This is a genomic window from Corynebacterium pyruviciproducens ATCC BAA-1742, from assembly GCF_000411375.1.
GTDB lineage: Bacteria > Actinomycetota > Actinomycetes > Mycobacteriales > Mycobacteriaceae > Corynebacterium > Corynebacterium pyruviciproducens.
Genome location: NZ_KE150446.1, coordinates 233,218 through 254,645 on the forward strand (window position 1 = coordinate 233,218; position 21,428 = coordinate 254,645).

Genomic DNA, 21,428 nt, shown 5'->3' on the forward strand with positions numbered 1-21,428 from the left:
GTGTCTCACACTACAGACGGGGGTAACCGGAGGGGGAATCCGTCGGTCGAACAGAGTTTCGTGGTGGTAGGTGAGACCAAAGTGTTCCTCTGCTGGTCGGAGACGGCAGGAGGCGTGGGCTGTGACCTAGGGGCGGGTTGCAGAAACGAAAATTCCTCCCACAGTGTGGGACAGCACCCAGTTGGGCTCGAGCACGGGACCCAACGGGCGCGGCTCGGAATCCCCAAAGCGAACCAGCGTGGAGGGGGTGATCACGAGCCCCGGCGCAAGCTCGCAATTATCGCCAACGGACACGCCGATCACGGAGGTGTTCTCACCCACCCGGCAGTTCCTGCCGATGTACATGATGGGGCGGACATCGTTGACGGCGGGCGAGATGGCAGACGAACCCAGCGCCATGATGGATCCTTCGCCCACGGTCACACCCGAGGTCAGGCGGCCTTCAATGTGGTCGGGGCCGTAGGTGCCGGCGTTGAAAGAGACGAATCCCTCCCGCAGCACCACGGTTCCCTCCGTCAGGTACGCACCCAGGCGCACTCGCTCCGCCTCGGCGATGTGGACGCCGGAGGGGACAACGTAATCGAGCATGCGCGGGATGCGCTCCACGCCGTACACGTGGATGAGTCCGCGGGCACGCAACGTGGTGCGGACGAACTCGAAGTTGTCCGGCAGGCAGGGGCCCTTGTTTGTCCAGACAACCTGGGCGAGGGCGTCGACAAGCCCCTCCACACTGATGGAGCCGGGGACCACAAGCCTGTGGGAGAGCAGGTGCAGCCGGAGGTAGGCGTCGTGGGCGTCGGTGACCGGCTGGGACAAGTCGGCGATGCTCGTCTCCACGGCGACTTGTTCCACCATCCGGTCCTCGTCAAGGTACACAAGGTTGAGGAGGCGCGGGGTCAGGTCATTGGCGCCAAGCCGCCGGGTCCCAGTCCTCCGTGGCTGCGCTAGCTGTGGTTGTGGGTACCACGTGTCAAGAACCGTCCCATCTGCTGCGATGTTTGCGATCCCGACGGCTCGTGCCCCTTGAATTGTCATGAGTTACAGCTTAACGGAAGCGAAGAATGACGTTTGCAACCGGGCGGGGGTGACCGACTGCGGTACCATCATCGACATGAACCACGTGCTCACTCTCACCGACCCGGTGCTCCTAACTCAGCAGCTCATCGATATTCCCAGCGAATCCCGCTCCGAAAAAAGCATCGCTGATGCTGTCGAGGCGGCGCTGACTGGCCTCGGGTTGGAGACGGTTCGCGTGTCCAACACCGTCGCCGCACGAACCTTCCGAGGACTGGGCCGTAGAGTCATCCTCGCCGGCCACCTCGATACGGTACCCGCTGCCGGCAACATTCCCTCCCATCGGGACGGGGACATTATTCATGGCCTTGGCAGCGTAGACATGAAGTCCGGGGACGCGTGCTTCCTCCATGCACTGGCAACACTGGCACATCACGAGTCACTCAACGCGGACATCACCGCCATTTTTTACGAATGTGAAGAGATCGCCGCCCAGTTCTCCGGCCTCCAAAAGTTCATCGATGCCTACCCGGAGTGGGTGCGCGGTGACTTTGCTATCCTCGGCGAACCCACCGGAGGGGTCGTGGAAGCAGGCTGTCAGGGCACCATCCGGATGAAGCTCACAGCCCACGGTGTGCGTGCCCACTCGGCGCGGGCGTGGCTGGGGGAGAACGCGTTGCACAAACTGGGGCCAATCCTCACTCGCATCGCCGCTGACGAGCCCCGTGAGGTGGACATCGACGGATGCACGTACAAAGAGGGCTTCAACGCCGTGGTGGCCGAGGCGGGCGTGGCCAAAAACACCATTCCTGATGAGGCCGTCCTGTATGTCAATTTCCGCTACGCGCCGGATCGCAGCGTGGAGGATGCGAAGGAGCACATGCTCACCGTCCTCGGCGGGGGAGACCCGGCGCGGGCAGGGGAGCTCGTGGAAATCGACTACGACGACGTGTCGCCCGCCGCCGCGCCGGGGTTGTCTACGCCGGTGGCAGCCGATTTTGTCGCTCTGGCCGGAAGCGTGCGGGCCAAATACGGTTGGACGGACGTCGCCCGGTTGTCCGCACTGGGGATCCCCTCGGTGAACTGTGGCCCGGGCGACCCGTCCCTGTGCCACAAGCCGGAGGAACACTGCCCCGTGTCGCAGATCGAAGAGGTAAGCGCACTCCTCACCAAATTTCTTACGTGCTAGCGGAGCGTCCTGCGTGTTCGCGGGCACCCCATAACCCCGGTGGGACTCGCGCCCACCGGGGTCAGTAGAGAACCCACTGTGCTTGCTTCCACGAGCGAGGCAGGAGGAAGGGGGTCTGCCATCGGTCCACGCGCGTGAGCGGCGGTGGCGACGAGGGCCAGTCAGCACAAGGGGCAGTAATCGGTGGGGGATCGTTTTGCACTGCGGGGAAGACGGATTCGCGTTAGTATGAACGTTCCGTTCAAGAAAGAAGATTGTATAGATATGGCTCCAACACGCACCCCTTCCTCTGACAAGCGCGCCAGTTTCCTCCGCGGACCGGTTCTCATGCGCCACGGCGGCACACAAACCTCCACCACCGACCAACGGTTGCTGGACGCCCAGCACTCCACCGATTGGCTGCACGAGGATCCCTGGCGAGTGCTGAGGATCCAGAGCGAGTTTGTCGATGGGTTCGGTGCCCTCGCCGAGATCCCGGAAGCCGTCACCGTCTTCGGGTCCGCCCGCGTGGAGGAGGGTCACCCCTACTACGAGCTCGGGGTCGAGCTGGGAAGAAAACTCGCCCGGGCCGGATACGCGGTCATCACCGGCGGTGGGCCGGGGCTCATGGAAGCCCCCAACCGTGGCGCGTGCGAGGAGGAGGGCCTCTCCATCGGCCTGGGCATTGAGCTTCCCCACGAGCAACACCTTAACGATTGGGTCGATCTCGGTCTCAATTTCCGCTACTTCTTCGTGCGCAAGACAATGTTCCTCAAGTACTCCGAGGCGTTCGTGTGCCTGCCCGGAGGATTCGGGACGATGGATGAGCTGTGCGAAGTGCTGTGCATGGTGCAAACCGGCAAGATGACCAACTATCCCATCGTAATGTTGGGTACGGACTACTGGGGTGGTCTCGTAGAATGGTTCAAGGCACGCCTCGTAGCCGAAGGCATGATCAACGAATCGGATGTGGACCTGTTCATGGTCACCGACTCCGTGGATGAGGCTGTGCAGCACATCGTGGATCAACACAAGAAGAGGAAGAACTCGTAAAACATGGATGGCTCAGTACTGATGTGGGTGGTTGTGGTCGTCGTCCTCGCCATCGCGGTGGCAGGCTGTGGCTACATCTTTTACAAGGTATTTGGAAACGGTGAGCCGCTTCCACCCGTGGAACACGACGATGTCATCGCTTCCAACCGGAAAGCGATCGATGAGGGACGGCTCAACGATCTCCGCTTCGAGTTGGCACCCCGTGGGTACCGGCAGGATCAGGTCGACGCCGCCCTTGCACAGATCGAAGCGGGCAGGCCGTCCCGTGTCTTAGAAACTACCGGCGACGAGTCCCGCCTCACCACCGGCGACCTTCCCCAGGAAAGCTCCCAACAATCCACCTCAAGCCCCGTTTCGACCGCCCTGTCCGACGGCTCTTCACCCGCGTAGAACCCGCAATAGTACTTATGAGCTGGCACTTTATGTAAACCTGCAGCTTAGTGCTACCCTGCTTGCCCCGATTTTGGCTAGAATTGAAAGGTATAGCGTGGCTAGCTGATGTTGCGAGTCTGGATGGAGTCCAGGCGGAGCCTATTTTTAGCCGAGGCCACGAAGTCTCGGAGAAGGAGTTTCTACATAATGGCAGCGATGAAACCTCGGACTGGCAACGGTCCAATGGAAGCGGTGGAAGAAGGACGCAAGATCGTTATGCGGATTCCAACCGACGGAGGCGGACGGCTCGTAATCGAGCTCAACAAGGAGGAAGCCGGAGAACTCGGAGAACTCCTCACCCAGGTAGCTAACTCCTAATAAACTTGTCCCCGGAAGTGCCGTGAGCTGCACTCCGGGGTTTGTTTTCTCTCATTAAAGTAGCCCCACGGTTACCGTGTGTACTACCATCTGGGTAACGGAAAATGCACGGCTACCCAAGAAGAAATGAGCACGCACGCATATGCTGAGTGATGTAATCCATTTACTGCAGGATCCGAGCGCTGGCGCCAACGGGGTCACGCTGAGGGGGAACGAGGATTGGTCCGCTCTCATCTCTGCTACGGGGCGTGAATTCCCCGTCGATCCGGAGGGTTACGTGGTTCTTGCCAGTGGTGACCTTCCGCGTGGTGACGATGAGAAGATGGTTGACGCACGCGAAATCTTCTTGGCCAACGGGCACTTCGCCCCCTTTGTGGAGTCTGTCACCCGGTCTGTGAATGAGGCCATCTCGTCAGCGGACATTCCAGATACACAGGAAGTAACTCTGTGCGAAGTGGGTGCCGGCACGGGATACTACCTCTCACACACCCTGGACAGTGTGGACCAGTCTGTTGGCGTGGCCATTGACGTATCCACTGCGGCGGCCGCCAAGCTGGCACACTGCCATCCCCGGGTGGGTGCAGTAGTGGCTGATGCCCTGCAGACCCTTCCTGTCCTCAGCGATTCTGTGGATGTGATCTCTGCCATTTTCGCTCCCCGCAACCCGGAAGAGTTCGCTCGAGTGCTCAAAGACGGTGGGGAGCTTGTGGTTTTGGCATCCCACGAGGGCCACCTGGGTGAGCTTCGTGCCCCTCTGGAGATCCCCGATGTGCGACCCCACAAGATCGAGGAGATCATCGACCAAGTGTCCGAATACTTCGATGTGGTTGCTGCGCCCGAGATGGTGGAGTTCCCCATGGTTTTGGACCACGATTCCATCCTGGCGCAGATCGCCATGAGCCCTTCGGCACAGGTCATTGACCAAGTAGAGCTGGATAAGAGGGCGCAGCGTTTGCCCCAGACGATGACGGTGACGGCGCGCTCCACCATCACTCGGTTAAGGAAGAAGTAGCCCCACATAAACACCAAACCCGCCTCCTCCAGTTCTACAAAGAGAACCGGAGGAGGCGGGTGTTTTGTTGTGTAGACAGCGGCCTAATCGGATACCACTTGCTCGAGTTCTGCACCACCGGTGGTACGAACAACGAAGCGGTAGAAGTCCTCGTCAAAGTAGACCCGTGAGGCCATTGTTGCGGCCCCTCCGTCCGCAAACACTTCCACGGTGGAGCCGTCAACAAGAATCGACATGGACTGTGTATCGCTGCATGTTACGGGGGCTTCCGCCATCTCATCATCCTCAAAGTAGGAGCCCTCTGAGCGGTCGAGGAAGACCGCGTCCTTGGTGTGGGAAATGGTGGCGTAGACGTTATCGTCGCGATCGACAAGCGAGACGGAAATCTCGCCCTCGCCGACGTTGAACATGCCACTCCACAGGCGGGCCCGTTCCGTTTTTTCAATGCGTGATGTAATTCCGGGGTATGGAGTTTGGAACAGTACCCCATCCTGGAGGGTCACCAGCCGGGGCGCAGAGAGGCAGTTCACCCAGTTTTCCTCGTGGAATGATGGGTCTTTGTCCAGATCGTGGAGGGCTCCGCCGCCGTCCATGAGGCCGAAGATGATCGCCCCCTCGAGGGAGGTGGTATCGGTGATGTCGAAGTTCGTGGTGCGGGGTCGGGAAAAATCGTGCCCGTAATCGATGCGGGTGAAAGGAGTTTCTACCGAGAAGGTGGACCCGGCAAGGTGCCCCACGAGGTAGCCACAGATATCGATTTCACCGAACTGGACGGTCACCAGCAGGACGTCGTGAAAATCGCCCGTGTACTCGTCCTGGAGCACGATGATGCGGGGGCTGACCAATTGGGGGATACCCTCCAGGCCGGATTTGCCGGCGAATTCAAGCATGCCGATGATGCTCCACTCTTGGGTGTCCATAGACTCCAGGATGATCGGGCGCGGATCATCTTCCGGTCCGCATACTGCGAGCATGAGCCAGCCGGCACCGCGCGGAATGACGCAGGGGGAGCGGAAGTTGAAGAATTCGTCGGTATCTGTGACTACCGGGCCACGGTGGACTACGGCGGAGTTCTCAACATCGGCGCGGTGAATCTCGGTGGAATCACCGTGCACCGAGGTGAAGAACAGACGGACGACACCTTCGTCGCTGATGACTGAGCCGGCCCAGAGGTCGGTTTCATCGCCTTCCGGAACCAATATATCGGAGCCCTCTGACCAGTTGAAGGGGGAGAAATTTGGGGAAGTGACGTGCCCCCAGCGCCCGTGCCCGTCGGAGTTGGGCTCGTATTGGTACATCAGGTGCCACGTGCCCTCTTTGACGAGCGACCCAGCCGGTGCTTCGAGCACGCCTTGGGGCGCGGTGATGTGCAATTCGGGGCGGTGAGTGACCATCGTTTCTTCCAATCTGTTGGGACAAATCTCTCTTCACCCCGCGCGCTGCGGGGGTGAACAAGCTTTCGCCTACGTGGCCCACGCGACCAGCTCGCATTGTCCAGCTGCGTGGGATCACCACCGAGGGTACCCGGAAACACGGTTGAGGCGGGCGACCGCGTCGTGTGGCTAACGCCAGAGAGGCCGGTTGATCCTGGTGAGTGGGTGAAAAAAGTGCACTGCCCACGGGACCACTTGGCTTGGGGGGAAAGAAAAAGGCGAGCAGGCCGGTGGCCTGACTCGCCTGAGGACATGGTGTCAGTTACATGAGGGACTTGTAGACGTCTACGGTCTGCTGGGCGATGGTTGCCCAGGAGAAGTCCTCCACAGCGCGCTTGCGGCCACGCTCACCGTAGGCCTTAGCAGCCTCGCGATCCTCCACCATCTTGTTCACTGCTGCGGCGATGTCGCGCTCGAACGCTTCGGTGTCGTTCTCGTCGTAGTGGACGAGGGAGCCGGTGGTGCCGTCGACAACAACCTCCGGGATTCCTCCCACGTCGGATGCGACAACCGCTGCGCCGCAGGCCATTGCCTCCAGGTTCACGATGCCGAGGGGCTCGTAGATGGAGGGGCACACGAACGTGTCAGCTGCGGTGAGGATCTCCTGGATCTTCGGCTTGGGGAGGAATTCCTGCACCCAGAAGATACCGTCGCGTTCTTCCTGCAGATCCTTGACCAGGCGCTCGGTCTCGGCGGCGATTTCCGGGGTATCCGGGGCACCGGCGCAGAGGACAAGCTGGACGCCGTCGTCGAAGTGGCTGGCGGCCTTGACAAGGTGGCCAACACCCTTCTGGCGGGTGATGCGTCCAACAAACGCGGCGATCGGGCGGGTTGGGTCAACGCCCAGTTCCTTGAGGACGGAGTTCTCGGCCTCATCGAAGGTGGGGCGGGGCTGCCACAGCTCGGTATCGATGCCGTTGAGAACAACGCGTACCTTGTCCGGGTCGATTGCGGGGTACGCGTCGAGGATGGAATCCTTCATTCGGGCCGACACAGCAATAACGGCGTCGGCGTTTTCCATCGCGTTCTTCTCGCTCCAGGAGGAGACATCGTATCCGCCGCCGAGCTGCTCACGCTTCCAAGGGCGGTGAGGCTCGAGGGAGTGGGCGGTGGCAACGTGCGGGATGCCGTAGAGCTTGCCGGTCAGATGTCCGCCCAGACCTGCGTACCAGGTGTGGGAATGGACAACGTCGAGGTTGTCTGCGGCGTTTGCCATGCGCAGCCCGGTGGACAGCGTCTTGAGCGCGGAGTTGGCGTTTTCCAGCTCGGGGTCAACTCCGTGGGCGTACACGTTTGCTTCGTCGCGTGGGGCACCCATGCAGTGGACATCTACATCGACACCGTCGATTTCGCGCATGAAACGGGTCAGTTCCGTTACATGGACGCCGGCGCCACCGTAGACCTCTGGTGGGTACTCTCTTGTCATCATTCCTACTCGCATACCCACCAATTTAGCTGGAAATCGCAGCCGGTGCAGTATTCACGTAAAAACTAAATGTGGATTGCGGTGCTGACATGGGGAGGATGAGGAAAAACTAGAACGCCCGGGCATAAGGCATCGCCTCAGGAAACAAGGGTAAGACCCCCTCAATGGAGCCAATAGGCATGCGATACCAGGTAGTAGATCTGGCAAGCCTGAGGTGTGGAGAGGCTGAACTATGGGGCCTTGTTCGCATCTTGTGAGGTGTCCAATCATGTGGACACGTCCAGTCCTGTGGACACGGCCAGCCATGTGGGCACGGCCGGCCATGTGGACATGTGCAGTCCTGTGGACACGTCCAATCCCATGGACGCGTCCATTCTTTTGGATTTATTTATTGGAACACGCCACTGTGTATCGGTTGTTGTCAGCTATCGCTGTGCCCCGGTGTGGGGCGAGTTAGCACTCAAATGTGGGTGAACTTTGGGGGCGCGAGAAGTTGGATTGTGCAGCTAGAAGCATCGGAGGGGAGGTGGACAAGTGTTTGGTGTCACTTTTCGAGACAAAAGTCACATTTCACTATAAATTAGAGGTATGAGAAACCAACCGTCCGTTCTTTCCATTGTCCTGGCGGGTGGCGAGGGGAAGCGCCTGTTTCCTCTGACAGCCGACCGCGCGAAGCCTGCCGTCCCATTCGGAGGTAGCTATCGCCTCATTGATTTCGTGCTCAGCAACCTGGTCAACGCCGGGTACTTGAAAATCTGTGTGCTCACGCAGTACAAGTCCCACTCGCTTGACCGCCATATCTCCCAGGCCTGGCAGGTTTCTGGGCTGACCGGAAATTACATCACCCCGGTGCCCGCCCAGCAGCGACTCGGCCAACGCTGGTTCAATGGCTCGGCAGATGCCATTCTGCAATCCCTCAACCTCATCTACGACGAGGACCCCGAGTACGTCATCGTTTTCGGTGCCGACCACGTGTACCGCATGGACCCGGCCCAGATGGTGGAGGATCACATCAAGTCCGGGAAGGCCGCCACGGTTGCCGGAATCCGCGTGCCCCGCAAGGAAGCGACCGCCTTTGGTTGCATCCAATCCGATGACAACGGCACCATCACCGAGTTCTTGGAAAAGCCGGCAGACCCGCCGAGCACTCCCGACGATCCGGAGATGACCTACGCTTCCATGGGCAACTACGTGTTCACCACCGACAAGCTCATCGAGGCGCTGCAGAAGGATGCGGAGGACGAAACCTCGTCCCACGATATGGGCGGAAACATCATTCCCTACTTCGTCGAACAGGGCGAAGCCCATGTATATGACTTCTCTGAAAACCAGGTGCCGGGTTCCACCGACAGGGACAGGGGTTACTGGCGTGACGTTGGTACTATCGATGCGTTCTACGATGCGCACATGGACCTCATTAGCATCAACCCGGTGTTCAACCTGTACAACCGGAAGTGGCCGATCCACTCTACTGACGATGGCAACCTGCCGCCCGCTAAGTTCGTGCAGGGTGGCATCGCCCAGTCCTCCATGGTTGCTAACGGTTCGATCATCTCGGGCGCAACCGTACGGAACTCCGTCGTCTCCACCGACGTCATCGTCGAGGAGGGTGCAACGGTGGAAGGCGCGGTGCTCATGCCCGGCGTGCGGATTGGGCGCGGATCCGTGGTCAGGCACGCGATCCTAGACAAGAACGTGGTTGTTTCCGACGGCGAGTACATTGGCGTTGACTCCGAGCGAGATTCGCAGCGCTTCAACACCTCCGCCAACGGTGTCGTGGTAGTTGGTAAGAACCAAGTGGTGTAATCCTGCTCCGTGCGACAGCACAGTGGCCCGCAGCCTCAAGGCGCGGGCCACTTTTTTAATGAGAACACGTATCGGGTTACTCGTGTCCGATTCTTCGTGCCTGACGTAATTGCGTTATTGCATCACTGCGTTACTGCGTAAAGCGTTACTGCGTTACTGCTGCTTTTCTTCTCGTCCTATCGCTTGTAGGCGACGATCGCCCCGGACCCCAGTGGCAGCCGTGCGACGAGCGCATCGTCAAACCCGCGGAGCTTCTCATCGGCCTCCCGGGCGCTGACAAGCTCGCGGTCCGTACGGGAGGGGTCGCCCACCAGGCCGTCGAAAAGCGAATCAAGGAGAACCAAAACACCACCGGATTGGATAAGCGGCCAGGCCGCGTCAATAAAAGTGGCGAGGTCAAGTGCCGGCACATCGCCAACCACAATGCGGTAGGAATCCGTGGCGAGCCTCCCCATCACGTCGAGCGGGCGAGATGGAAGGAACCGGAAGTGGGAATGCCCCGCGGCACGGAACACCTCCTTGGCATGGTTTTGATGCTCGTGCTCAGGGTCAATGAACGTGAGATGCCCATCGGGGCCCAGGCCATCGAAGAGGTATAAGCCAATGATTCCGGCGGCCGGGGTGGCGGCAATACCGCTGCTATTGGCCTCGGTAGCCACCGAAGCTGCAAGCAAGGCAAGCAACTGGCCCGTGGACACGTCCGGTGTCACGAGTCCGAACTCCTGGGCATCCTTGCGGGCGCGGAGATGGTGGTCATCCTCCTGGGAGGTCTGTTCGATGTAGCGCAATAGTTCCTCAGTCACAATGGACAAGTCTAGCCGCTTGCGGGGCTCCAGCGACCGGGCCACACGGGGGTTTAAGCTCGGTGGGGGTAAGGGGTAGGAAAAAATGGGGAAAACTCACAGCTTGACCCAACACCGTGTTAGGCTCATTTTGAGCACAGTATGTTGTCATAGTCTCTATGAAAAACGTGACTTCCTCTATTTCCTTGCCTGGCGTGAGTGGCTTTGGTACACGCAGGAAAGGAAGCAGGAGGCCAACCAGCGATGATCAGCCAAAGCCCCAAGTACAGGGGAATGACGTGGAAGCTAGCACAAGCAAACAAACCGGAACCGGCGCATTCGATGCCGGGGTCGGGGACATGCCTTCCTGGGCTGAACTCGTGTCTGAGCACGCGGACGGTGTGTACCGCCTGGCCTACCGCTTATCCGGCAACCAGCAGGACGCGGAGGACCTCACCCAGGAGACCTTCATGCGCGTCTTCCGTTCGCTGAAATCCTACAAGCCCGGCGCTTTTAAAGGGTGGCTGCACCGCATTACCACGAACCTGTTTTTGGACATGGTTCGCCATCGTGCAACGATTCGGATGGAAGCTCTCAACGAGACTACCTACGATAAATACCCCGGCTCTGAGCCCATGCCCGACGAGGCCTACATCAACTCCAACCTGGACCCCACACTCGAAAGCGCGCTGTTCAGCCTGAGCCCCGACTACCGAGTGGCAGTGGTGCTGTGTGACATGGAGGGGATGAGCTATGAGGAGATCGCAGAGACCCTCGGCGTGAAAATGGGCACCGTGCGGTCGCGCATTCACCGCGGTAGGAAGCAGTTGCGCGAGTACATTCTCGCGGCCGCGGAGGAAGACGATTCCGCCAAGGCACTCGTTCCGCAACACTAGGGAGGCACTCGCCTCCAGTCTCACCAATTCGGTATAGAGTGGGGATAGCTCACGTAATTGGTAGCACCTGTCTAGTGGATATTGCGGAGGCTTATCCGAGCCCGCGCACCACCAGCACAGGGGACTGACACCCAAGCCGTGGAAGGAGGATCCATCGACCGTGGATAGACTCAACAAGCATTCTCAGAAGAGCTCAAACGGCCAGGACCAGGACTTCGGATCCACCCATGCTGACGCGGAACAGCGCTTGACCGCGGGCACTAAGGAGCCCTCCCACAGGGAGCAGCTGGGCTCTTTGACGCAGCGGCTGAGGAAGAAGCTGGGTAGCGGCGGTGCCGGGACCGAAGCCGTATCCGACTCCGCGTCCTCTTCGCACAACGAGGGTGTGCGCTCCCGCCGCGTCGCTTCGCGCTTTGATACGACCACCCCGCAGCGGCTACAGAAAGCTATCGCCACCATGCTGAATGAGGAAATCGTAGACAAAGATGATTCCTTCGCCTCGGTGGAGCACCTTTCGGCGGAGGCCGTGGCGGGATACGTTGACGGTGAGCTTTCGCTCAAAGCACAAAAGCGCGCCCGTGCACACCTCCTTCACTGCTCCATGTGCAGACGAGACGTGCGTGAGCAGCGCGAGGCCTCCCTGAGCCTCAGGGGCAATTCCGACAGTGATATTCACGTTCCGGCGTCGCTGGTGGAAAAGCTGGCGAGCCTGAGCTCCGACACATGCATGGAGGGGCCCAAAGCCGGCGACATCTTGGAATCGGACACGTTATTAGGCCGGCTCAACTCGATGTACTGGGCCGCAAGACGAACCTACAAAGACCGCACCGATTAACCACCACCCACCGGCACCAGTAGTACCACCGAGTGGGGTACCCGCCTCACGGAACGGTCGGTACCGGAGCGAATGCTGCCACGTAGCACTTCCGTGACTAGCCGAGGTGAAGCCTGTAATCCGGGCACGCGTACACAACCAGGCCCAAAGCAAGTAGAGTGTAATCCGTGTTTAACGATGTTGGTTGGGTGGAGATTCTCATCATCTTCATTGTGGCCGTGTTCCTCATCGGCCCGGAGAAAGTACCGAAAGCCGTAGAGGACATCAAGGCTGCCATCCTCGCAGCAAGGAACGCTATCAACCGCACCAAGATGAGCCTGAGCGACGACCTCGGACCGGAGTTTGACGAGTTCCGCAAGCCACTGGGTGAGCTGGCCAAGCTGCGGGCGATGGGGCCCAAGGCAGCGCTGACGAAGACGCTTTTCGACGGCGACGATACCTACCTCGATGCGCTTGACCCGAAGAAATTCTGGAACGATACCGACCCGAAGAACGTCAACGACACCTCTGCAGCGCAAACCGTAAGCAACGCGTCTGATGCCCCTCAGCCCACGCCACCCGCACCGTCCCCTACGCAGGGAACAACCGGCGACAAGAGCGCGGACCAACGCCCGCACACGCCCCCGCCCGCAGGAAGCGGGCCGGTGGATTACAGCGACGTGCTGTAGCGTCTGAGCAATACACAAAGAAGGAGGGGAAGCCAGCTGGCCTCCCCTCCTTATGTATCGGTTACCTAGTTACTTTCTGGTTACTCCCAGCCCGAGAGTCTTCCCCAGCAGGGAATCCTTGCGCTGAACCAGCTTATCCGCAATCGCGTTCAACTCCTTGCCGGCAGGCGAATCCGGCTGGGCAATCGCAACGGGAGTACCCGAGTCGCCACCGGTGCGAAGGGTGGGGTCGAGCGGGATAGAGCCCAGTAGAGGGATCGTCGCCCCTGTGATCTGCGAAAGCCTATCTGCTACAGTCTGCCCGCCGCCGGCGCCGAAGATTTCCATCCGCGAGCCATCGGGCATCACCATAGCCGACATGTTCTCGATGACACCGGCGATGCGCTGGCGGGTTTGTTGGCTGATCGAACCCGCTCGCTCGGCAACCTCGGCCGCTGCGGCCTGTGGTGTGGTAACGATGAGCAGTTCCGCGCCGGGGATGAGCTGTGCAACAGAGATCGCGACGTCGCCAGTTCCGGGCGGAAGATCGAGGAGCAGCACATCGAGATCGCCCCAGAACACATCGGTAAGGAATTGCTGAATCGCGCGGTGCAGCATGGGGCCACGCCAGATAACAGGGGAGTTGCCCTTAACAAACTGGCCGATGGAGATGATTTTCACGCCGTGGCAGATGGGCGGCATGATCATCTCGTCCACCTGGTGCGGACCGTCGTGGTCGCCCATCATTTGCGGAATGGAGTGCCCGTAAATGTCCGCGTCGAGGATACCCACGTTGAGGCCACGCGCGGCGAGGGCGGTAGCGAGGTTAACGGTGACGCTCGACTTGCCCACCCCGCCCTTACCGGACGCTACCGCGAGCACCCTGGTAGTGGAATCCGGCTGTGCGAAGGGGATGACCGGCTCGCTGCCACGGAGCTTGAGCTGCAGTTCCTTTCGCTGCTCGTCGGTCATTGCCTCGGTATCCACGTAGGCATTTTCTACGCCTGGAATTTTCTTGATCGCGGCGATGGAATCGGCCACGAGTGTCCCCTGCAGCGGGCATCCCGCGATGGTGAGAAGAATCGTGACGTACACATCGGCCCCCTCGATGCGCACGGACTTGACCATGTCGAGTTCTGTGAGGGAACGATCGAGCTCTGGATCAATGACAGTTGACAATGCCTGCAGCACGTCATTTTCAGTAATAGATGTCATATAAAGATTTAGCTTTCACTTCCTAGTTTTTCGTGCTACGCGTGGCATAAACCCCATGCGCTGCACGTGGTGCACCGCCCGGCAGAATTAGCTCATTCATGCCACGCGCTGTTGTTCCGTGTCGTGTCCATTGTACGGTTCGGTGATAAAACCGTCGAAGTAGGACGAACCGCCCACCATACAGCGCCACGAGGGTCTCACTCGAGCCTTCAGCATGAGCAGGAACCGAACGTGGCCAACGGAGGTGGGGCACCCGCGCCGCCCGTGGCTCTCGTCGCCACGCTCCCCCTGCGCCCCCGGGGGAGCGCGAGAAATCTACTCCCGTGGGTTGCCTGGATCGTCGGTGAGATCGCCCTGGGTGGGATCGGTGAGAAGGGAAGAAAGCTCCGAGCGCCGCGCTGCCGATTCGTCATCGATTTTCGCCTCGAGGCGCTCGAGGATGTTCTGCAGGTCTTCCAGCTGGTCACGCAGGTAATCACGGGTGACGCTTTCGCCCACCGCGAGGCGGAGGCTCGCCAGCTCACGTGCCAGGTACTCGGTGTCCGCCTTTGTCTGTTGGGCACGCCTGCGGTCCTCCTGGAGGCTGTGGCGATCGCGCACCTCTTGGCGGTTTTGCGCGAGCAAGATGAGCGGGGCGGAATAGGCCGCCTGGGTGGAAAAGGCCAGGTTGAGGAGGATGAAGGGGTAGGGGTCCCAGGCAAAGGCGAGCCCTGTCACGTTGAGCGCAATCCAGGCGACCACGATGATCGTCTGCCACACGAGGTATTCGCCGGTTCCGAAGAATCGTGCGACTTTCTCGGCCACGGCGCCGACAGCGTCGGCGTCCATGCGGAACCAGCGCCTGCGTCTGCCGGCAACGGGCGTATCCAGATCGCCGCGGTTCAGGTCATCGCTGTTGAGATCAGCCACGATTAATTCCCTCCCTTGTTCGTGTTGCGGGTGGCTTTGGATTGCAGGAGCTCACGAGCTCGCTCAGTGATGAGCTTGCCCATCTGCGGGTTAGCTGTGGCCGGTGCCGGGTTTGGTCGGATTCCGCCTTCGCGCCAAGCCTCGGGGAGCATGTGATCCAGAAGATCATCCACGGCGACGGCTCCCAGCAAGTGGCCACCCTCGTCAAGCACAGGGCCACACACGAGGTTGTACAGCGCGAAGTACCGGGCAGCGGTCTCCTGCGTGTCGTTGGCATACAGCGGGGGAAGATCCGGGTCCAAGATCCCCGCCACGAGGGCGGCCGGCGCCTCCCGCAGCAGCTTTTGCAGGTGGACACAGCCCAAGTACGTTCCGGTGGGGGTGGCTGTAGGTGGCCGCACGACAAACAGCAGCGAGGACAGGCTGGTGGCCAAGTCGGGGTTGCGGGCCATGGCAAGAGCCTCTGCCACCGATGTCTGCGGGGTCACCACCAGTGGCTCCGGGGTCATGAGGGCACCAACCGTGTCGGGGGAGAAGGTCATCAACCTACGCACCGGTGCTGATTCGGAGGGGTCCATGAGTTCCAGGAGCACATCTGCCGTGTTGTCATCCAGCTCAGCGAGGAGGTCGGCGGCATCGTCCGGATCCATCTCCTCCAAAATGTCGGCGGCTCGCTCCAGGTCGAGAGCCTCGATGAGCTCTGCCTGATCGTCCTCGGACATTTCCTGCAGAATATCGGCGAGGCGTTCGTCGTTGAGCGCTTCGGCCACGTCTCGTTGCTCCTGGGCGGGCAGGTCGCTAAATACCTGCGCGGCATCGGCAGGGCGGAGATCGTCGAGCTCGGCGATGTGTTCTGCCGTTTCATCGTGCGGCCCCAGCCCGGATGCTGAGACGCCATGGACGTAGTTCCAGGGGATTGTTGTGAGGGTGGGGCGGCGGCCGAACTTGGGGCGCTTGGAAAACACCGCAACTGAGGATACGATCCAGTCGCGGGTGCGCGTCCGTTCGAGCTCAACGTCAGCGATTTCCACTGGCTTTCCGTGGAGCTGTGGAAAGTCCGGATCGTCCACGGATACCTTCGATCCGATGAGGTCATCCCACACGGTGGTTTCGCCCGCGCGTGATTTGTATGCCCGGATTGAGACGGAGCCCGTCACGAGGATGATGTCTTGGGGAGTGATTTCCCCGATGCGAAGCATGGGGACGAATATTCGTCGTTTGTTCACCATCTCCACAACGAGGCCCAGTGCCCGTGAATCTTGCCCCTCGGGGCGGATCATGAGCACGACATCGCGCACGCGTCCCACGCTGTCTGCATCGGGGTCACGCACCACCATGCCAGACAACCTGCCAGCGTAAACCCGGGTTGAAGAAGTCATGAGACCAAGTTTACGGGGCGGGCGCGAGAAACGAAAAGGGCAGGTAATAGCGCCTCGTCCGTACGGCACCGGGCCCTAGCGAAACAGGCGGAAACGTACGGCAGTAAGAGTTGCTCAAGCGTAAAGGCGAAGTAAAGAAGCGTAAAGGCACGGTACAGAAAATGGGCGCGGAGTATGCATCGGTATTGCGGAATATGTCTAATTGGTTCTGCCGCAGATGGACACAGATGGATCTGTGCATGTCAATGAACAGGGATGGAATAAGAACTCTATCTGGTTTGTTGACCGATAGTAAAGGAACTTATGAAAGGACTCTTCATGGCAGTTAATCAAAGCAGCTACCAACGCGCCTCGTTGCCCACCCCTCCCACCGGCTGGCCCGTGGGAAGCTTTAAAACCTACGCTGAGGCCCAGGCCGCCGTCGACATGCTTTCGGACAAGGAGTTCCCCGTCGAGGAGCTGACCATCGTCGGTGTCGACCTCATGCAGGTTGAGAACGTCCATGGCCGTTTGACCTGGGGCAAGGTCCTTGGTGCTGGTGCAGCTTCCGGTGCGTGGATGGGCCTGTTCATCGGCCTCCTGCTGGGATTCTTCTCCCCGGGATTCTTTGCCCCCATCATTTCCGGCCTGCTCATGGGTGTTGTCTTTGGCATGGTGTTCGCGGCGATTGCGTACGGTGCCTCCGGGGGCAAGCGGGACTTTACGTCCACCACGGCGATCGTAGCCAACCGCTACGACGTCTTGTGCAGCGAGAAGGATGCACCGAGGGGCCGCGATCTGATCGCGGAGGCCTACGGAAAGATCCGTCCCCGCACTGTCGCAGGGCGCACTGTGGAGGGTGTAGACACGAACGAGGCTGCACCGACCGCAGCCGATACCAATGCGCCCACCGGGGAGACCACCCAGTCTGCCCCCGGAGAACGACGTGGCTGACACTCCGCAAGACAAGGCGTAAATAGGCGTCGAGCGCCACCTCGGTGAGCACACCGTGTGCACCGTGCACAATTGAGACCCCGCACCGAACAACGGTGACGGGGGTCTCGTCGCCTCTAAAAGGAGGGTTTTCGCCGGGGCAGCGGAAACCGACCTGTGGCTAGAGCCACTTGTTCTTGCGCAGGTAGATGTACACGATGATGATGGTGAGCAGCATCACGATGAGGACGGCGGGGTAGCCGTATTCCCAATGCAGCTCCGGCATCACATCAAAGTTCATGCCGTAAATGCCGGCGATCGCGGTGGGGATAGCTAACAAGCCGAACACTGCGGAAATCTTACGCATATCGGCGTTTTGCTGCGTCTGTACCTTCGCCACAGCGGCGTTGATGAGGGAGCTGAGGCGTTCATCGTAGGAGGAGGTGAGGTCCATCGCTACGAGCTCGTGGTCCATTACATCGCGGTAGTAGGAGACCAGCTCTTCTGGGAGCAGATCCTTCTGACGGTGGATGAGCGACTTCAGTGCGGGGGCCAGCGGGTCGATCGCGTGGCGCATTTCCAAAATCTCACGTTTGAGGGTGTAAATATCCTCGATGTCGAACGAGTTGTTCGGCGTGAACACCGTCTCCTCCAGTTCGTCCACTTCTGTGGACAATTCGTGGGAAATGGTGAGGTAGGAATCGACGAGGATGTCGGACACAAGCCAGGCGATGTATGCCGGTCCCAGCGCGTTGAGCTCTGGGTCTTCCTCCACCCGGTGCCGCAGGTCCTGCACAACGTGCGCGGCGGCGTGGCGGATGGTGATGATGAAGTCCTTGCCCATGATCATCTGGATTTCGCCGGTGGAAATGACCTCTCGGGTGTCCACCACCTCGTCGATGCCCTGGTATTCGATGCTGCGAATGACCATGAAGAGCTGGTCCTCGTAGCGCTCTACTTTCGGGCGCTGCCTGGCGTACACGGCGTCTTCCACGATCAGGTCGTGGACACCAAAAGTTTCAGATAGCGACAGCATCTGCCGCTCGTCGGGGGCGTTGAGCGATACCCACACGTACCCCTCGCCGCTCCTGCGCACTTCCTCGAGTGCTTCCTTGTGGTTGAACCGGCCGGGCATCGCGTGACCGTTTCTGTACACGGTACAGCGTTCGATGGCCCTTTCTACCGGAACATGAATCCTGCTGCGCTGCTCGCTCACGTGACACCCCTTTGCAAATGATTGGCCGATTTTTTTAAAAGTTTTCGCTGGCTCGTGCCAACCGAATTACAAACTACCCTCTCGCGGGCGCGGAGGGAACTCGGTTGGTGTGGCGGGTCCAATGTAAGATGTGAGAAAGCTAGTTAGTTTTTCCAAAAGATGTGTCCCCGCAGCTGACGTGGGCCGGAAGTAAGAGGTTTGCCGTGATGAAGCGCTTCAAGGGGCTGCTGCCTGGTTCCGGGCGGAGGGCGGTCCATGCTTTCGTCGTGGTTTCTCTTTGCGCCACGGTGACGGGCTGCGCGGAAGAACCTCACTCCTACCTCAATGGCCGTTCCAACGATCCGGTCACCGTCATTGTGGATAAGGACCGGCCGCAGCAGGTGATGCTCGGTGGACTTTACGAGGAGGCCATGAACCGGGCGCACGTTCCTGCCCTGTATCAATCGGAGCGGATGAACGAGAACTCGGATCGTGTCCGGCTCATTTCCGAGCACAAGGCCGACCTCATCTTCGGGTGCATGGGTGAGCTGCTTACCTCCCTTAATCCGGATGAGGCTGAGCGTTTGTCGCAGGAGTATGTGGCGGACGAGGCCGCCGGAAAAGTGGATAAGAATAGTGGCGAGTGGCGTGAGCGTGTGTACAAGGCGATGGTGGCGAACCTCCCGGAACACGCAACTGCTGGTAACCCGTCGAGTGCCATAGGCTGCGAGGATGTCAACGATCCGCCGCTTCCGCAGAATATTGTTCCTGTTTTCCGGGCCGCGATGTTTGATCGTTCCGAGCGCCTCACCCTCAACCAAGTTTCGGGCAGCATCTCCACCGAGGATGTGCAGAAGTTGACGCAGAAGGCCGCGGAGGACGCAAACCTGTCCATCGTGGTGAAGGATTTCCTCCGCGCCAACGACCTGTAATCCCCTCAGGGTTCCGGCGCCCCACGTTGGGGTCCCAACGTTTACGATGGTCCCAACGTCTACGATGGTCCCAACGTTTACGATGGGCGCGATGCTACTCGACGCCCGCGACGCTCAACGACGCTCTTAGTCACCGTTGGTTCTTCTGTCGCCCGGGCTTGTGAGGGGCTTGTCGACGTTGTGCCGGACGCTAGTGCGCCTGGATCCAGGAGAGGACCTCCCGCGTCGCATCGGAGCACAGAAAGGGCAGTTCCTCGGCCTGCTTGGCGGAGAACTTCTGCAACACGAAATCGGCGGGCTTCATGCGCCCCGGGGGCCTGCCAATCCCGATCCTCACGCGTGCGAAGTCGGGTGTGCCAAGGTGCTTGGCAATGGACTTCAATCCGTTGTGGCCACCGAAACCGCCGCCGGTCTTCAGCTCAACCGTGCCAAAGCCACGCTCAAGCTCGTCGTGGAGAACGATGACATGGGAGGGTGGGATGGAAAAGAAGCGGGTGATAAGACTCACCGCTTCGCCGGACAGGTTCATCATCGTCTGCGGTTTGGCAATGACTACCTTGGCTCCGCCACTATTTTCCTCCGCGATGCTGGCGCGCAGCTTAGATACTACCTTCCACGACGTGCCACCTGCGTAGGCCGGCGCTAGCTCAGCTGCAACATCATCAGCTGCCATGAAACCGATGTTGTGGCGGGTCAATTCGTAGCGCGATCCGGGGTTTCCCAAGCCAACGACAAGGTAGGTAGTGCTCATAACAGACCAGCCTATACTCCGTTGGCAATCAGTGGGTCCCGCCGTGGGGCGAGACCATGGGTCCCGCCGTCGGGCGAGGCCACACGGTGCTCCGGCGGTTATTGTTCGGCGTACTTGTCGGTAGCAGCTACGAGCGCCGCGACGTTTTCCTCCTCGCGGGATGCGTGCCCGGAAGCAGGGGACAGGTGGAAATCGGCCTCGGGCCACGCCTGATGGAGCTGCCACGCGGAGATCGCGGGGCAGACAACATCGTAGCGGCCCTGGACGATCGTCGCCGGGATATGGCGAATCTTGTCAATGTTCTCCTGCTTGATGAGCTCGCCGTCCTCCATGAATGCGCCGTTGTAGAAGTAGTGATTCTCAATGCGGGCGAAGGTGAGAGCGTACTCGGGCTCGGAGTAATCGGGCTCGTCCGGCACATACAGATGGCTTGTTGCGCCCTCCCACGTTGACCAGGCGATCGCGGCCTCAAGAGCCTTGTCGTAATCGTCACCCATGAGAAGTTTGTGGAATTCGGCGATGAGATCCACGCCTTCGAGGTGGGTACGACCGTGAATGTCGCCCCGCGGCGGTTTCTTGTCCTCCGGAATGGGTGCGAGGTAGCTCTCCCACTTGTCGGGGAAGATGTGGGCAGCGCCCCCGTTGTAGTAGAAGTCCAGCTCAGTACGGCGGAGAAGGAAGATTCCCCGGAGTACGAGTTCGGTTACACGGTCCGGGTGCGCCTCGGCATACGCCAGCGAGAGGGTGGATCCCCACGAACCACCGAAGACGAGCCAGCGGTCGATTCCCAGGTGTTCGCGCAGCTTTTCGATGTCCGCCACCAGGTTTTGGGTTGTGTTGACGGCGAGGTTTGCCTCCAAGTCAACATCGCGATCGCTGATGCGGGGAGTGGAGTTGCCACAGCCACGCTGATCAAAACGGATGATCTTGTACTTTTCGGGGTTGAAAAAGCACGTGTCTTCCAATGGGGCACCGCCACCGGGGCCACCGTGGACAAACACGGTCGGCTTACCGTCGGGGTTTCCAGAAAGTGCGTAGTAGATGTTTTGGCCATCGCCAACGTCGAGGTGGCCTTCTTCGTAGGGCTTGGAGAGTTCGTACATACCTCCACTATATGCACTTGCTTGGCGCCGTATAGGCAGTTTTCTGGCGGCGCGAATGCACAACTATTCGGCGGGTTCTCGTCGTGGCACAGCCCCCGCGTTTGATGAGTGATTTGTTGTGAGCGCACGGCCTGCTGGCATCTAAGAGAATTCTGGTTGCGGCTTCGCGGGTGCCTTTCCGCCGCCGCCCGGCCCCTTCCGCTTCTTTGC

The 21,428-nt window shown here is 60.0% G+C and carries 21 protein-coding genes; 11 read left to right on the forward strand and 10 right to left on the reverse strand.

The window, feature by feature from the left end; genetic code table 11:
- Positions 1–126: 126 nt before the first annotated feature.
- The gene (locus HMPREF1219_RS01160) at positions 127–1,035 is read right to left on the reverse strand and encodes a DapH/DapD/GlmU-related protein (protein ID WP_040426714.1); all 909 of its coding nucleotides are present in this window, start codon (positions 1,033–1,035) and stop codon (positions 127–129) included.
- A 76-nt stretch (positions 1,036–1,111) separates the two neighbouring features.
- On the opposite strand from HMPREF1219_RS01160, the gene dapE reads away from it, so the two are divergent.
- From dapE to HMPREF1219_RS01185, 5 genes are all read left to right on the forward strand, one after another.
- Positions 1,112–2,203, forward strand: a complete 1,092-nt coding sequence (gene dapE, locus HMPREF1219_RS01165) for a succinyl-diaminopimelate desuccinylase (RefSeq protein ID WP_040427041.1) — start codon at positions 1,112–1,114, stop codon at positions 2,201–2,203.
- Between the two features lie 264 nt (positions 2,204–2,467).
- On the forward strand, positions 2,468–3,235 hold the full coding sequence (locus tag HMPREF1219_RS01170) for an LOG family protein (RefSeq protein WP_040426716.1): 768 nt from the start codon (positions 2,468–2,470) through the stop codon (positions 3,233–3,235).
- 3 nt (positions 3,236–3,238) lie between these two features.
- Positions 3,239–3,625, forward strand: coding sequence for a DivIVA domain-containing protein (locus HMPREF1219_RS12720; RefSeq protein ID WP_016457176.1), 387 nt, complete (start codon positions 3,239–3,241; stop codon positions 3,623–3,625).
- 189 nt (positions 3,626–3,814) lie between these two features.
- Positions 3,815–3,985 (forward strand): DUF3117 domain-containing protein, encoded by a 171-nt coding sequence (locus tag HMPREF1219_RS01180; RefSeq protein ID WP_016457177.1) that lies wholly within the window; start codon positions 3,815–3,817, stop codon positions 3,983–3,985.
- Positions 3,986–4,127: 142 nt separating this feature from the next.
- Positions 4,128–4,997: a methyltransferase domain-containing protein gene (locus HMPREF1219_RS01185; RefSeq protein WP_016457178.1), complete on the forward strand. Its 870-nt coding sequence runs from the start codon at positions 4,128–4,130 to the stop codon at positions 4,995–4,997.
- Between the two features lie 83 nt (positions 4,998–5,080).
- Here the strand turns inward: HMPREF1219_RS01185 and HMPREF1219_RS01190 are convergent, their stop codons facing one another.
- Both HMPREF1219_RS01190 and glgA read right to left on the reverse strand, forming a co-directional pair.
- Complete coding sequence (locus HMPREF1219_RS01190) at positions 5,081–6,391, reverse strand: GH32 C-terminal domain-containing protein (RefSeq protein ID WP_016457179.1); 1,311 nt, start codon at positions 6,389–6,391, stop codon at positions 5,081–5,083.
- A gap of 301 nt (positions 6,392–6,692) precedes the next feature.
- Positions 6,693–7,871 (reverse strand): glycogen synthase, encoded by a 1,179-nt coding sequence (gene glgA / locus HMPREF1219_RS01195; RefSeq protein WP_040426720.1) that lies wholly within the window; start codon positions 7,869–7,871, stop codon positions 6,693–6,695.
- Between the two features lie 573 nt (positions 7,872–8,444).
- Between glgA and glgC the strand changes: the two genes are divergently transcribed.
- Positions 8,445–9,662, forward strand: a complete 1,218-nt coding sequence (glgC, locus tag HMPREF1219_RS01200) for a glucose-1-phosphate adenylyltransferase (RefSeq protein WP_016457181.1) — start codon at positions 8,445–8,447, stop codon at positions 9,660–9,662.
- A gap of 176 nt (positions 9,663–9,838) precedes the next feature.
- Here glgC and HMPREF1219_RS01205 read toward each other — a convergent pair whose 3' ends face one another.
- Positions 9,839–10,474: an O-methyltransferase gene (locus HMPREF1219_RS01205; protein ID WP_040426722.1), complete on the reverse strand. Its 636-nt coding sequence runs from the start codon at positions 10,472–10,474 to the stop codon at positions 9,839–9,841.
- 149 nt (positions 10,475–10,623) lie between these two features.
- Between HMPREF1219_RS01205 and sigE the strand changes: the two genes are divergently transcribed.
- The 3 genes from sigE to HMPREF1219_RS01220 all read left to right on the forward strand — a co-directional run bounded on the left by sigE (position 10,624) and on the right by HMPREF1219_RS01220 (position 12,843).
- Positions 10,624–11,340: an RNA polymerase sigma factor SigE gene (gene sigE / locus HMPREF1219_RS01210; protein ID WP_084594619.1), complete on the forward strand. Its 717-nt coding sequence runs from the start codon at positions 10,624–10,626 to the stop codon at positions 11,338–11,340.
- A 160-nt stretch (positions 11,341–11,500) separates the two neighbouring features.
- Positions 11,501–12,175 carry an anti-sigma factor family protein gene (locus HMPREF1219_RS13125; RefSeq protein WP_016457184.1) on the forward strand — a complete coding sequence of 225 codons (675 nt, stop codon included), beginning with the start codon at positions 11,501–11,503 and terminating at the stop codon, positions 12,173–12,175.
- Between the two features lie 167 nt (positions 12,176–12,342).
- Complete coding sequence (locus tag HMPREF1219_RS01220) at positions 12,343–12,843, forward strand: twin-arginine translocase TatA/TatE family subunit (RefSeq protein WP_016457185.1); 501 nt, start codon at positions 12,343–12,345, stop codon at positions 12,841–12,843.
- 69 nt (positions 12,844–12,912) lie between these two features.
- On the opposite strand, the gene HMPREF1219_RS01225 is transcribed toward HMPREF1219_RS01220, so the two are convergent.
- The 3 genes from HMPREF1219_RS01225 to HMPREF1219_RS01235 all read right to left on the reverse strand — a co-directional run bounded on the left by HMPREF1219_RS01225 (position 12,913) and on the right by HMPREF1219_RS01235 (position 16,325).
- Complete coding sequence (locus HMPREF1219_RS01225; protein WP_016457186.1) at positions 12,913–14,037, reverse strand: Mrp/NBP35 family ATP-binding protein; 1,125 nt, start codon at positions 14,035–14,037, stop codon at positions 12,913–12,915.
- A gap of 315 nt (positions 14,038–14,352) precedes the next feature.
- Positions 14,353–14,946 carry a DUF1003 domain-containing protein gene (locus tag HMPREF1219_RS01230; protein ID WP_016457187.1) on the reverse strand — a complete coding sequence of 198 codons (594 nt, stop codon included), beginning with the start codon at positions 14,944–14,946 and terminating at the stop codon, positions 14,353–14,355.
- Between the two features lie 2 nt (positions 14,947–14,948).
- Complete coding sequence (locus HMPREF1219_RS01235; protein ID WP_211212595.1) at positions 14,949–16,325, reverse strand: magnesium transporter MgtE N-terminal domain-containing protein; 1,377 nt, start codon at positions 16,323–16,325, stop codon at positions 14,949–14,951.
- Positions 16,326–16,643: 318 nt separating this feature from the next.
- Here HMPREF1219_RS01235 and HMPREF1219_RS01240 point away from each other — a divergent pair, with 318 nt between their 5' ends.
- The gene (locus HMPREF1219_RS01240) at positions 16,644–17,258 is read left to right on the forward strand and encodes a general stress protein (RefSeq protein ID WP_016457189.1); all 615 of its coding nucleotides are present in this window, start codon (positions 16,644–16,646) and stop codon (positions 17,256–17,258) included.
- 160 nt (positions 17,259–17,418) lie between these two features.
- Here the strand turns inward: HMPREF1219_RS01240 and corA are convergent, their stop codons facing one another.
- On the reverse strand, positions 17,419–18,453 hold the full coding sequence (gene corA, locus HMPREF1219_RS01245; protein WP_016457190.1) for a magnesium/cobalt transporter CorA: 1,035 nt from the start codon (positions 18,451–18,453) through the stop codon (positions 17,419–17,421).
- Positions 18,454–18,659: 206 nt separating this feature from the next.
- Between corA and HMPREF1219_RS01250 the strand changes: the two genes are divergently transcribed.
- A complete protein-coding gene (locus tag HMPREF1219_RS01250) occupies positions 18,660–19,364 on the forward strand; it encodes a hypothetical protein (protein ID WP_016457191.1) in 705 nt (234 codons plus the stop codon).
- A gap of 190 nt (positions 19,365–19,554) precedes the next feature.
- Here the strand turns inward: HMPREF1219_RS01250 and pth are convergent, their stop codons facing one another.
- Entirely contained in the window at positions 19,555–20,115 is a 561-nt protein-coding gene (pth, locus tag HMPREF1219_RS01255; protein WP_016457192.1) for an aminoacyl-tRNA hydrolase, read from the reverse strand.
- Positions 20,116–20,213: 98 nt separating this feature from the next.
- Complete coding sequence (gene pip / locus HMPREF1219_RS01260) at positions 20,214–21,218, reverse strand: prolyl aminopeptidase (RefSeq protein WP_016457193.1); 1,005 nt, start codon at positions 21,216–21,218, stop codon at positions 20,214–20,216.
- Positions 21,219–21,428 lie beyond the last annotated feature (210 nt).